The sequence below is a fragment of the Pseudomonas sp. P8_229 genome (assembly GCF_034008635.1).
GTDB lineage: Bacteria > Pseudomonadota > Gammaproteobacteria > Pseudomonadales > Pseudomonadaceae > Aquipseudomonas.
In genome coordinates this window covers 1868061-1879703 of record NZ_CP125378.1, presented here as the reverse complement: position 1 = coordinate 1879703, position 11643 = coordinate 1868061, and the positions used below count along the sequence as shown (strand labels likewise).

The window sequence follows — 11643 nt, the reverse complement described above, 5'->3', positions numbered from 1 at the left end:
CCATTAAATCAGCCCACGCTGAACGAGCACCTGATGTGCCGAGAGCGGATCTTCGGCCAGGAACAAATCAGCGATTTCACGTGTTTTTACGGACAATTCGGTCTGGTGGATGCATACCGTTGGTCCGACCAGCATTTTTGGAGCACTGACGCCATTCAACAATTTTGGCAGCTGTGCCAGGTTCATCGCCTTGCTCGAATACAGCAGTACGCCACGCGCTTGCAGGTGCTCGACCGCCAGTGCCAGTTCTCCGGCCGGTAGCGGCCAGTCGAACACTTGCACCGGGCAATCGGCACTGCTGATCAGCCACGCGCATAGCCACAGATGTGGTTCCAGTGCGAGATCCGAATGGTTGATCAACAGCAGGGGCGCAGCGTGTAACTGCCGATTGTTATGGTAGATGCGTGCGCCGAATTTGCTGCGTAACCACGAATAAAAGAATACCCGCTCCATCTGCGCACCGAACTGGCCCTGCCAACGTTGCTCGAGTTCGGCCAGCAGCGGCAACAACAATTGCTCGCACAGGGTACGTGGCGGATACAGGGCCATGGCCTGGTTGATGCTGTCGTCGAGGTTGCGTTCGTTGAGCTCGGTGACGGCGTGGAGCAAGGCATGACGCAGGCGTTGCCAGTCGTTCTCCACCGTTTCGGTGAAGGCTTGTGGCGTGTCGAGCAGCGGTTTGACCTGACTGACCGCCACCCCCCGGTTGAGCCAGGTGAGGATGGTCAGGATCCGTTGCACATGTTCGCTGGAATACAGGCGATGGCCCTTGGGCGTGCGTTGCGGCACGATCAGCCCGTAACGGCGCTCCCAGGCGCGCAGGGTGATGGCGTTGACGCCGGTCTGCCGCGCAACCTCACGGATCGGCAGCCAGCCCTCGTCGAGGGCTTTCTTGAAGTCGGTGCCGAGGTCTTCCCGGGCGCTGGTGTCGAGTGTGTCGTTCATCAAATGGCGTTTCGCAGGCTGAGGTTTTCCGGATGCGGCTGCAGGTAAACCTGTTGCGCAATGTACGGATCCGGGTGTTGGCGAAAGAGGTGTTTGAGCAAGGTCAGCGGCACCACCAGCGGCACGATGCCGTGACGGTACTGACCGATGACATGCTGCACTTCCTGTTTGTCTTCGCTGCTGATCGCCTGCTTCAGATATCCGCTGATGTGCTGCAGGACATTGCTGTGGGTGCGGCGGGTGGCGCATTTCTTCAGCGCACTCATCAATTCGCTGAAGTAGCGCGGGCCGAGTTCGACCGGATCGGTCTGGCCCATGTTGCCCAACAGTTTGCCCAGGGCCTTGTATTGCTCCGGGTTGTGGGCCATCAGCAGGTATTTGTAGCGCGAGTGGAATTCGGTCAGTGCGCGGCGGCTCAAGCCTTGTGCGAGCAACTGTTGCCAGGCGCTGTAGGCGAGCACGCGGGTGATGAAGTTTTCCCGCAGCACCGGATCGTTGAGGCGTCCGGCTTCTTCCACCGGCAGGTCCGGATGCTGCGCGCAGAACGCCTGGGCATAGATGCCACGGCCACCGCCGTTCACCGGCGCGCCGTTGGCGTGATAGACCTTGACCCGTTCCAGACCGCACGAAGGCGATTGCTGCATGAAGATGTAGCCGCAGATGTCACCAAGTTCGCCAGCCATTCGCTTGCCGTAGGCGGCCAGCGGTTCGGTGACGTTGATCGCGGGGTTAACGGTGCCGATAGCCTCGGGACGCTCCGGGTCGCCGACCAGGCGGATCGGTTCGCGCGGAATACCCATGCCGATGGCGACTTCCGGGCACACCGGGACGAATTCGAAATACTCGCTAAGGGTGCGGCTGCACAGCCGCGACTCTTTGTGCCCACCGTTGTAGCGCACTTCGGCGCCCATCAGGCAGGCGCTGATGGCGATTTTCGGTTTGGCGGCAGGAAGGTCGGACATAAGCACCTCGGATCTAAACCTGTACACAGAGTTATCTCTGTACAACATTTGTTCAGCATAGATCCAAGGGTGTACAAGTCAAATTATTTGTATAGGTTTTGCGAATTGAATACAAATCCCCTGTAGGAGTGAGCCTGCTCGCGATAGCGGTCCGTCAGGCACATTGATGTTGGCTGATACGACGATATCGCGAGCAGGCTCACTCCTACAGGTTGTTTATTTCCAGCCCAATAGCCAGTGATCATCGTTCTTGAGAATTTGCCAATCGAGGCGCTCGGCGCGCTGCGTGAGCACCGCCTGCAATTCGATCTCCAGCACCCTACCTTCCTCATCGCGGAACAGTTCGGTCACCAGAAAATGCTTTTCGCGGTCTTGCGGTTGGGCTGCTGTCCATTTCGACAGCAGCAGTTTTTGCGGGTTGATGCGGTTCACTGCAGGTGTTCGTGCAAGCGGCGCGCGGCTTCCTGACCGCTCAGCCAGGCCCCTTCGACACGCCCCGAGAGACACCAGTCGCCGCAGGCGTACAGGCCCAGATCGGCATCGGCCAGCGTGCCCCATTCGTGGCCGCTCGCCGGGCGGGCGTAGAGCCAGCGGTGGGCGAGGCTGAACGTCGGGGCGGGCATCGCGCTGTGCAGCAGTTCGGCGAAGGCGCCGTGCAGTTGTTCGATCACCGCCTCCTTGGACAGGTCAATATGTTGCCGGCTCCAGGCACTGCTGGCGTGCAGCACCCAGGTGTCGAGGGTGTTGTCGCGCCCCGGCTTGCTGCGGTTGCGCGCCAGCCAGTCGAGCGGGCTGTCCTGCACGAAGCAACCTTCGATCGGCGTATCCAGCGGTGTCTCGAAGGCGAGGGCGACGGCCCAGGTCGGGTCCATTTTCACCCCGGCGGCGGCGCCGGCGAGTTTCGGTGCGGCGGCCAACAATGCCGTGGCTTGCGGCGCTGGCGTGGCGATCACGACATGGCTGAAGGGGCCATGAGTGAAGCCTTCGGCGTCCTGCAGGTGCCAGTGTTCTTCACCGCGAAAGACTTCGGTGATCCGGCAGGCGAAGTGCACTTCCAGACCATTGAGCAAGCCGCGGGTGATGGCACTCATGCGCGGCGTGCCGACCCAGCGGGTCTGCTCGTCCGGCGACAGATTCAGTTGTCCGCCCTGAAAGGTGTAGAGCTGCGGTTGCCATTCGGCGACCCAGCCTTTGCCTTGCCAGCGCTGAACCTCGTTGACGAAGCGCCGGTCGCGGGCGGTGAAATACTGCGCACCCATATCCAGCGAACCGGCGTCGCTGCGTTTGCTCGACATGCGTCCGCCACTGCCGCGGCTTTTATCGAAGAGTTGCACGGTATGCCCGGTCTCGGTCAGCGCCTGGGCGGCGGAGAGACCGGCGATGCCGGTGCCGATGATTGCGATAGGTACAGTCATAGGGGCCTCGTTTACCTTTCTGTACAGACTACGCCGTGATTGAAACCTGTACAATTTTGTTTTTTGGTATAACTTCTAGCGTTTTCGTTCTGACAGCTTGGCCTATTGTTAAACAATAGAGCCTGCCCGATAGAAAAGATCCCTGTTTATAAAAATAGACTAGTGATCCGGGTAAAACGCCACGCGAGGAAGATGTCATGCGCATATTGCTGACCGGCGGTACTGGTTTGATCGGACGTCAGCTCTGTCGCTATTGGTCAGGGCAGGGACATCAACTGACGGTATGGAGTCGGCGCCCGGAAAAAGTCGCGCAAATCTGTGGGGCGCAGGTGCGTGGAATTGCACGTCTGGAAGACGTCGGTGATGAGCCGCTGGATGCGATCATCAATCTGGCCGGTGCGCCGATTGCTGATCGGCCATGGACCCACCGGCGCAAGGCGTTGTTGTGGAGCAGCCGTATCACCCTGACCGAAACCCTGCTGGCCTGGCTGGAAACGCGCGAGCAGAAACCGCAGCTGCTGATCTCCGGCTCGGCAATCGGTTGGTATGGCGACGGCGGTGAACGTGAGCTGACAGAAGATTCGCCGCCGGTGATCGACGATTTCGCCAGCCAGTTGTGCATCGCCTGGGAAGAGACCGCGCAACGTGCCGAAGCACAGGGCATTCGTGTGGTGCTGGTACGAACCGGGCTGGTGCTGTCGGCCGAGGGCGGCTTTTTGTCGCGCTTGTTGCTGCCGTTCAAACTCGGCCTGGGCGGGCCTTTGGGCAGTGGCCGGCAGTGGATGCCGTGGATTCATATCGAGGATCAAATCGGCCTGATTGATTTTCTTCTGCACCGCAATCAGGCGAGCGGTCCTTATAATGCCTGCGCACCCAAACCGGTGCGCAATCGCGAGTTTGCCAAGACGCTGGGCAGCGTATTGCGCCGCCCGGCGTTCATGCCGATGCCGGCCCTGGCGCTGAAAGTCGGGCTTGGCGAAATGTCATTGTTGTTGCTGGGCGGCCAACGCGCCATGCCGGCACGCTTGCTGGAAGCGGGTTTCACTTTCCAGTTCACGGATTTGCGCGCGGCCCTGGATGATCTCTCCGGCCGCCTTTGAAATAGGACGATGCATGACCGATCACGCCTTGCTTCTGGTCAACCTGGGTTCCCCGGCCTCAACCTCAGTGGCCGATGTACGCAGCTACCTCAATCAATTTCTGATGGACCCGTATGTGATCGACCTGCCTTGGCCGGTGCGACGTCTGTTGGTATCGCTGATCCTGATCAAGCGTCCCGAGCAATCGGCCCATGCCTACGCCTCGATCTGGTGGGAAGAGGGCTCGCCGCTGGTGGTGCTCAGTCGCCGCCTGCAACAACAGATGACCTCGCAGTGGAGCCATGGCCCGGTGGAGCTGGCGATGCGTTATGGCGAGCCGTCGATTGAAACCAGGTTGCTGCAACTGACTGCGGCAGGGCACAAGCGCATCACCCTGGCGCCGCTTTATCCACAGTTCGCCGACAGCACCACCACCACGGTGATCGAAGAAGCCAAACGGGTGATTCGCGAGAAGAAGCTCGATGTAAAACTCTCGGTGCTGCAACCGTTCTACGATCAGCCGGAATACCTCGACGCCTTGGTTGCCAGTGCGAAACCGCATTTGCAGCAGGACTACGATCATTTGCTGCTGAGCTTCCACGGTTTGCCTGAGCGGCACCTGACCAAACTCGATCCGAGCGGCAATCACTGCTTCAAAAACGAGGACTGCTGCAAGCATGCTTCGCCGGCAGTCCTTGCTACCTGTTACCGCGCCCAGTGTTTGCGCACGGCGGCAGAGTTCGCCAAGCGCATGGGCATCCCGGATGGCAAGTGGTCAGTGTCGTTTCAGTCGCGACTGGGACGGGCCAAGTGGATCGAACCGTATACCGAAGCACGGCTGGATGAGCTGGCGAAAAGCGGCGTGAAGAAAATTCTGGTGATGTGCCCGGCATTTGTTGCTGACTGCATCGAAACGCTGGAAGAGATCGGCGATCGCGGCAAGGAACAGTTCCGCGAAGCGGGGGGCGAGGAGTTGGTGCTGGTGCCGTGCCTGAACGATGACCCGCAATGGGCGAAGGCGTTGGCCACCTTGTGTGAACGAGCGCCGTTGGCCCTTTAAAAGCCAAAAGCTTCGCGAGCAGGCTCGCTCCCACATGATCATTCCCACGCGCAGCAAAGGAATGCAGCCCGTGACGCTCCGCGTCACTGGACGCAGAGCGTCCCTAGAGGCATTCCTTTGCTGCGCGTGGGAACGATCAGATCTAAGGATTTAGATCAGTGGCTCATCCGCCTTCTTGTTCTTCCAGCCATCATTGCCCGGCAGAATCAGGTTCAGCGCAATCGCCACCACCGCGCATAGCGCGATGCCTTTGAGGCCGAAGTCGTCCGGACCGGTACCGGTGCCGACCAGCACACCGCCAATCCCGAACACCAATGTCACCGAAACGATCACCAGATTGCGCGCCTCGCCCAGATCGATCTTGTGACGGATCAGGGTGTTCATCCCCACTGCGGCGATCGAGCCGAACAACAGGCACAGAATCCCGCCCATCACTGGCACCGGGATGCTTTGCAGCAGCGCGCCGAACTTGCCGATGAACGCCAGGGTGATGGCGAAGATCGCCGCCCAGGTCATGATTTTCGGGTTGTAGTTCTTGGTCAGCATGACGGCGCCAGTCACTTCGGCGTAGGTAGTGTTTGGCGGGCCGCCGAACAGACCGGCTGCGGTGGTAGCGATGCCGTCACCGAGCAAGGTGCGGTGCAGGCCAGGCTTCTTCAGGTAATCGCGACCGGTCACGCTGCCCACGGCGATCACGCCGCCGATGTGCTCGATCGCCGGGGCCAGGGCCACCGGAACGATGAACAGAATCGCCTGCCAGTTGAACTCCGGCGCGGTGAAATGTGGAATCGCAAACCATGGCGCTGCGGCAATCTTCGCGGTGTCGACCACGCCGAAATAGAACGACATGGCAAAACCGACCAGCACGCCGGAAATGATCGGCACCAGACGAAAGATGCCTTTGCCGAACACCGCCACGATCAGCGTGGTCAGCAGCGCCGGCATCGAGATCAGCATCGCGGTCTGGTAGTGGATCAGTTCAGAACCGTCGCCAGCCTTGCCCATCGCCATGTTCGCGGCAATCGGTGCCATGGCCAGGCCGATGGAAATGATCACCGGGCCAATCACCACGGGTGGCAGCAAACGGTCAATGAAGCCTGTGCCCTTGATCTTCACGGCAAGGCCCAGGAAGGTGTAGACGAAACCGGCCGCCATCACGCCGCCCATGGTCGCGGCGAGGCCGAACTGGCCCTTGGCGAGAATGATCGGGGTGATGAAAGCGAAGCTCGACGCCAGAAACACCGGTACCTGACGCCCGGTGACGATCTGGAACAGGATCGTCCCTAAACCCGCGGTAAACAGTGCCACGTTCGGGTCCAGGCCCGTGATCAGCGGCATCAGCACCAGGGCGCCGAAAGCCACGAACAGCATCTGGGCGCCGGACAACACCGTACGCCAGAGCGGATCGTTGAACTCTTGCTGCATGCTCACGCGTCCTTCTGCTTGGTGCCGAAGATCTTGTCACCCGCATCGCCAAGCCCAGGAATGATGTAGCCGTGCTCGTTCAAGCGCTCATCGATGGACGCGGTGTAGATGGTCACGTCCGGGTGAGCTTTTTCTACTGCAGCAATACCTTCCGGCGCGGCGACCAGCACCATCGCGCGGATGTCCTTGCAACCGGCTTTTTTCAGCAGATCGATGGTCGCTACCATCGAGCTGCCGGTGGCGAGCATCGGGTCGATGATCATCGCCAGGCGTTCGTTGATTTCCGGAACCAGTTTTTCCAGGTAGGTGTGGGCTTGCAGGGTTTCTTCGTTGCGGGCGACGCCCACGGCGGAAACCTTGGCACCCGGGATCAGGCTCAGTACGCCTTCCAGCATGCCGATACCGGCGCGCAGGATCGGCACGACGGTGATCTTCTTGCCGGCGATTTTCTCGACCGACACGGTGCCGCACCAGCCTGCAATATCGTAGGACTCCAGCGGCAAATCTTTTGTAGCTTCATAGGTCAACAGGGCGCCGACTTCCTGAGCAAGCTCACGGAAATTCTTGGTGCTGATATCGGCGCGGCGCATCAGGCCGAGTTTATGGCGGATCAGCGGATGGCGGATCTCGAGGATGGGCATGGAAAAACTCCGGCGGCGGGCAAAAAAACCGGCCTAGATTAATCTATCCGAGGGTGATGTCCTATAGGACATTCTGTACGTTAGTCCATAAAGGCTTGATTCGGCCTCGCTGGATGCGTACCTTTGCCCGCTTTTCCGAAAACATCCCCCCCTGGAGAGTGCCATGTCCGCTGATCTCGAGCATATCCGTCAAATCATGCGAGAGGCTGACTGCCTGTACACCGAAGCTGAAGTCGAGGCCGCCATCGCCCGCGTCGGTGCACAAATCAACGAACAACTGGCTGACAGCAACCCGGTGGTGTTCTGCGTGATGAACGGCGGGCTGATTTTCTCCGGCAAACTGCTGACTCACCTGCAATTCCCGCTGGAAGCGTCCTACCTGCACGCCACTCGTTATCGCAACGAAACCAGCGGCGGCGACCTGTTCTGGAAAGCCAAGCCGGAAGTCTCGTTCATCGACCGCGACGTGCTGATCATCGACGACATCCTCGATGAAGGTCACACCCTGGGCGCGATCATCGATTTCTGCAAACACGCCGGCGCGCGCAAAGTGCACACCGCCGTGCTGATCGACAAGGACCACGACCGCAAGGCGCGTCCTGACCTGAAAGCAGACTTCGTCGGCCTGCCGTGCATCGACCGTTACATCTTCGGTTACGGCATGGACTACAAAGGCTACTGGCGCAACGCCAACGGGATCTTTGCCGTTAAAGGCATGTAAGAACCCCGCAGCATCCCCTGTAGGAGTGAGCCTGCTCGCGATAGCGGTCTGTCAGCAACGTTGATGTTGACTGATACGACGCTATCGCGAGCAGGCTCACTCCTACAGTTGTTTTGGGTGTGCAGATTCATCCTCGATACCCATGCTAGAGTGCGCGGCCCCGCCTCCGGAGCCTGTCATGAGCCTCTTGATCCGCAGCTTTGCCGCCCTGTTGCTGACCTTCAGCCTGCCGCTTTTTGCTGCGCCGATGCACAGTCAATTCCTGCCGCCGGACGACCTGACCCTGCGCGATGTGGAACCTGAACAGCAACAATTGCTGCAAGTCACCGATTACTCCGTGGTCGTCGGCGCGCAACGCCAGTCCAATCAACAGCCGATTCCGGTCACCTCGCCACTGATGATCCGCCTCAGGGGCAAGTCCTTGAACAAGGGCGCGAGCATCACTCAGGTCCTGGTCAACTTCGATGGCGAAAGCAAAAGCCTGAAAAAACCGGTCTACGACGACAAGAGCAAAACCCTGACGTTGTTTTATCCACAGGCCCAATACCGGGTGATCATCGATCTGCTGCGCAACGACACCGTCTATGTGCAGTTCCTTGGTTACGCCAACGGCCATATCTGGGCCGATTTGCACACCGGGGCCGTTCGAGCGCGTTGAGCCTTGTGCCCGGGCAGGGGTAAACTGCCCGCCCCGTGTCATGTCTGCGAGCTGGAGTCGGCAATGCGTAAAGATAAGAAACAAGTGATTGGTGACGAGATCGGCGATGAGCAGATCAAGCTGTTCCTCGATTTTGAGCCGGTCGACGCCACTTCGCCGTCGCTGCACAAACTGATCAAGGCTTACCGTGGTCTGCGCATCGATGACTTCGAGCGGTTTCTGACGTTCTTCGTGGCTGCCGGTTATGACGTGGATGGCAAGGACGAGCAGGGCAAGACCTTCGTTGAGCTGATCGCGGATCAACGCAACGCGCCGGACTACATCGAGCTGATCGAAAAGTCCCGCACCTGATAGTTGGCTCAACAGATTTTTTCCGGATCGGGTGGTGTTGGCTCTGGCCCTTTCGCGAGCAAGCCCGCCCCCACGGTGGATCTCCGGTGTACACAAGATGTGTGGCAACAGAGATCAAAATGTGGGAGCGGGCTTGCTCGCGAAAGCGATGTCACTCACACCATAGATTCTGTGGCTGACTAAAAAAAACGCCCCGCACTCACTGAGTACGGGGCGTTTTTTATGCGGCGTGATCAAGCGAAGCTTGGGGTCTCGCTGCTTTCTTCAACCAGTTCCAGCGCGATGTTGTTCTGCGTGTTGATCTTGCGATACAGCGCAGCATCGGTCTCCAGGACTTTCTCGCGGGCCGGGAAGATCTCGACCAGTTTGCCAGCCCACTCACCCTTGGCCTTGGCCGGGAAGCACTTCTCGATCAGTTCCAGCATGATCGAAACGGTTACCGAAGCGCCTGGCGAAGCGCCGAGCAGGGCGGCGAGGGAGCCGTCCTTGGCCGCGACCAGTTCTGTACCGAACTGCAGGATGCCGCCTTTCTTCGGGTCTTTCTTGATGATCTGCACCCGTTGGCCGGCCACTTCCAGGCGCCAGTCTTCGGCTTTCGCCTCGGGGTAGAAGCGACGCAGGGAATCCAGGCGCTGCTCCATCGATTGCATCACTTCGCTGACCAGGTACTTGGTCAGGTCCATGTTGTTTTTCGCCACGGCCAGCATCGGCCCGATGTTGCCGGCGCGAACCGACAGCGGCAGGTCCATGAAGGAGCCATGCTTGAGGAACTTGGTGGTGAAACCGGCGTATGGCCCGAACAGCAGGGACTTCTTGCCGTCGACCACGCGGGTGTCCAGGTGCGGCACCGACATCGGTGGCGAACCCACAGCGGCCTGGCTGTAAACCTTGGCCTGGTGCTGTTTGACCACTTCCGGGTTGTCGCAACGCAGCCACTGGCCGCTGATCGGGAAGCCGCCGAAGCCTTTGCTTTCTTCGATGCCAGAAGCCTGCAGCAACGGCAGCGCGGCGCCGCCAGCGCCGAGGAAGACAAACTTGGCGTCGACTTCACGGCTGCTGCCGCTGTTGACGTCCTTGATGCTGACGGTCCAGCCGCTGCCGTTACGCTTGAGGCCGGTCACGCGCTTGCAGTATTTGACTAGAGCATCCGGAGCGCTGGTCAGGTGCTTGAGCAACTGATTGGTCAGGGCGCCGAAGTTGACGTCGGTGCCGTTCATCACGCGGGTCGCGGCGAGGACTTCGTCCGGCGAGCGGCCCGGCATCATCAGCGGCATCCACTCGGCCATCTTGGCTTTGTCTTCGGTGTACTCCATGTCGGAGAACGCGTGATGCTTGTGCAGCACGTCGAAGCGTGACTTGAGGAAGGACACACCATTGTCGCCCTGGACGAAACTCAGGTGCGGCACCGGGCTGATGAAGGATTTGCACGAGCCGAACGTGCCTTTCTTGGTCAGGTACGACCAGAACTGCTTCGACACCTCGAACTGGGTGTTGATGTGTACGGCTTTCTTGATGTCGACGGTGCCATCAGCGGCCTGCGGCGTGTAGTTCAGTTCGCACAGACCTGCGTGGCCGGTACCGGCGTTGTTCCAAGGGTTGGAACTCTCCGCAGCACCGGAATCCATCAGCTCGACGACTTCCAGCTTGATCGCGGGGTCGAGCTCTTTGAGCAGCACTGCCAGGGTGGCACTCATGATGCCGGCCCCAACCAGAACTACGTCGACTGCTTCGTTATGCGCCATTTAACGCGTCTCCAAAATCTGCAGCACCAAATTGTCGGCATGGCTGCCAGGCGTTCCGGGACAGGTCAGTGGTGTCCAGGCTATCCATGGTCAGGTTCGCCATGTCCGAATCTTCGCAATTTTTCGCAACTTCGACGGATGTATGCGGCTTGGCTTTCAAGAGCTCCATGAACTCATTTCAGCACGCAGCTGGCAATTCGACTTATGGTCGAGACATCCGTTTTTGTGCAACCAAATCCGTAGCGGACAGGCTTCAGGCTCCGATATTCGAGGTATACCCGGTCCTGTGTCGTTGGGCTGTTTCAGACGCTAATGGTGCATGTTCAGACGCAAAACTTTTCATTTGCTCGCCACACTCTTGTGAAGTTGTGAAAACCCGTTTTTTTCACGCTCTTTTGAAGACGTGAACCTCAAAAAAGGGCTGTCCAGGCTTGGCACCCTGCCCGCAAGGGCAAAAAGAAGCGGTGGCCGAGCGTCATGACAGCTCTGCAGATTCGCGAAAAGCGGGGGTTTTTGCCGGAAGAACAGGCAAGCGCGCCAACTTCACTCGATCTGTGTGGGCGGCTCTCTGTGGGCGGTTTTGATGTCGATGCAAGCGCATTGACGCTGTTGCGGGGCCCGATCAGGAGACGTCCTTATAATCG

The 11643-nt window shown here is 59.4% G+C and carries 12 protein-coding genes; 5 read left to right on the top strand and 7 right to left on the bottom strand.

The window, feature by feature from the left end; translation table 11 throughout:
- Nucleotides 1-3 precede the first annotated feature (3 nt).
- The 4 genes from QMK55_RS08420 to QMK55_RS08405 all read right to left on the bottom strand — a co-directional run bounded on the left by QMK55_RS08420 (nt 4) and on the right by QMK55_RS08405 (nt 3322).
- Nucleotides 4-945: a MerR family transcriptional regulator gene (locus QMK55_RS08420; protein ID WP_320329033.1), complete on the bottom strand. Its 942-nt coding sequence runs from the start codon at nt 943-945 to the stop codon at nt 4-6.
- Nucleotides 945-1907, bottom strand: a complete 963-nt coding sequence (locus QMK55_RS08415) for a DUF523 and DUF1722 domain-containing protein (RefSeq protein ID WP_320329032.1) — start codon at nt 1905-1907, stop codon at nt 945-947. Before QMK55_RS08415 ends, QMK55_RS08420 begins: the two co-directional genes overlap by 1 nt.
- A gap of 216 nt (nt 1908-2123) precedes the next feature.
- Nucleotides 2124-2339: a TIGR02450 family Trp-rich protein gene (locus QMK55_RS08410; RefSeq protein ID WP_320329031.1), complete on the bottom strand. Its 216-nt coding sequence runs from the start codon at nt 2337-2339 to the stop codon at nt 2124-2126.
- Nucleotides 2336-3322: an NAD(P)/FAD-dependent oxidoreductase gene (locus tag QMK55_RS08405; RefSeq protein ID WP_320329030.1), complete on the bottom strand. Its 987-nt coding sequence runs from the start codon at nt 3320-3322 to the stop codon at nt 2336-2338. The genes QMK55_RS08410 and QMK55_RS08405 overlap by 4 nt, the downstream gene beginning before the upstream one ends.
- A 197-nt stretch (nt 3323-3519) precedes the next feature.
- On the opposite strand from QMK55_RS08405, the gene QMK55_RS08400 reads away from it, so the two are divergent.
- A complete protein-coding gene (locus QMK55_RS08400) occupies nt 3520-4422 on the top strand; it encodes a TIGR01777 family oxidoreductase (protein ID WP_102356863.1) in 903 nt (300 codons plus the stop codon).
- Nucleotides 4423-4435: 13 nt separating this feature from the next.
- The gene (gene hemH / locus QMK55_RS08395) at nt 4436-5461 is read left to right on the top strand and encodes a ferrochelatase (RefSeq protein ID WP_102356864.1); all 1026 of its coding nucleotides are present in this window, start codon (nt 4436-4438) and stop codon (nt 5459-5461) included.
- A gap of 150 nt (nt 5462-5611) precedes the next feature.
- On the opposite strand, the gene QMK55_RS08390 is transcribed toward hemH, so the two are convergent.
- Nucleotides 5612-6886, bottom strand: a complete 1275-nt coding sequence (locus tag QMK55_RS08390) for a uracil-xanthine permease family protein (protein WP_102359090.1) — start codon at nt 6884-6886, stop codon at nt 5612-5614.
- A 2-nt stretch (nt 6887-6888) separates the two neighbouring features.
- Nucleotides 6889-7527: a uracil phosphoribosyltransferase gene (gene upp / locus QMK55_RS08385; protein WP_102359089.1), complete on the bottom strand. Its 639-nt coding sequence runs from the start codon at nt 7525-7527 to the stop codon at nt 6889-6891.
- 163 nt (nt 7528-7690) lie between these two features.
- On the opposite strand from upp, the gene QMK55_RS08380 reads away from it, so the two are divergent.
- The 3 genes from QMK55_RS08380 to QMK55_RS08370 all read left to right on the top strand — a co-directional run bounded on the left by QMK55_RS08380 (nt 7691) and on the right by QMK55_RS08370 (nt 9257).
- A complete protein-coding gene (locus QMK55_RS08380; RefSeq protein WP_008086142.1) occupies nt 7691-8248 on the top strand; it encodes a hypoxanthine-guanine phosphoribosyltransferase in 558 nt (185 codons plus the stop codon).
- A gap of 178 nt (nt 8249-8426) precedes the next feature.
- A complete protein-coding gene (locus QMK55_RS08375; protein ID WP_320329029.1) occupies nt 8427-8906 on the top strand; it encodes a hypothetical protein in 480 nt (159 codons plus the stop codon).
- A gap of 63 nt (nt 8907-8969) precedes the next feature.
- A complete protein-coding gene (locus QMK55_RS08370; protein WP_102359086.1) occupies nt 8970-9257 on the top strand; it encodes a PA4642 family protein in 288 nt (95 codons plus the stop codon).
- A 233-nt stretch (nt 9258-9490) separates the two neighbouring features.
- Here QMK55_RS08370 and mqo read toward each other — a convergent pair whose 3' ends face one another.
- Nucleotides 9491-10999 carry a malate dehydrogenase (quinone) gene (gene mqo, locus QMK55_RS08365; protein WP_320329028.1) on the bottom strand — a complete coding sequence of 503 codons (1509 nt, stop codon included), beginning with the start codon at nt 10997-10999 and terminating at the stop codon, nt 9491-9493.
- Between the last annotated feature and the right edge of the window lie 644 nt (nt 11000-11643).

Excerpts from the sequence above, each read along its gene's own strand:
- hemH (WP_102356864.1), top strand. The coding sequence starts at position 4,436 with ATGACCGATCACGCCTTGCTTCTGGTCAACCTGGGTTCCCCGGCCTCA.
- QMK55_RS08390 (WP_102359090.1), bottom strand. The coding sequence starts at position 6,886 with ATGCAGCAAGAGTTCAACGATCCGCTCTGGCGTACGGTGTTGTCCGGC.
- QMK55_RS08420 (WP_320329033.1), bottom strand. The coding sequence starts at position 945 with ATGAACGACACACTCGACACCAGCGCCCGGGAAGACCTCGGCACCGAC.
- QMK55_RS08400 (WP_102356863.1), top strand. The coding sequence starts at position 3,520 with ATGCGCATATTGCTGACCGGCGGTACTGGTTTGATCGGACGTCAGCTC.
- QMK55_RS08380 (WP_008086142.1), top strand. The coding sequence starts at position 7,691 with ATGTCCGCTGATCTCGAGCATATCCGTCAAATCATGCGAGAGGCTGAC.
- QMK55_RS08415 (WP_320329032.1), bottom strand. The coding sequence starts at position 1,907 with ATGTCCGACCTTCCTGCCGCCAAACCGAAAATCGCCATCAGCGCCTGC.
- QMK55_RS08375 (WP_320329029.1), top strand. The coding sequence starts at position 8,427 with ATGAGCCTCTTGATCCGCAGCTTTGCCGCCCTGTTGCTGACCTTCAGC.
- QMK55_RS08370 (WP_102359086.1), top strand. The coding sequence starts at position 8,970 with ATGCGTAAAGATAAGAAACAAGTGATTGGTGACGAGATCGGCGATGAG.
- QMK55_RS08405 (WP_320329030.1), bottom strand. The coding sequence starts at position 3,322 with ATGACTGTACCTATCGCAATCATCGGCACCGGCATCGCCGGTCTCTCC.
- upp (WP_102359089.1), bottom strand. The coding sequence starts at position 7,527 with ATGCCCATCCTCGAGATCCGCCATCCGCTGATCCGCCATAAACTCGGC.
- mqo (WP_320329028.1), bottom strand. The coding sequence starts at position 10,999 with ATGGCGCATAACGAAGCAGTCGACGTAGTTCTGGTTGGGGCCGGCATC.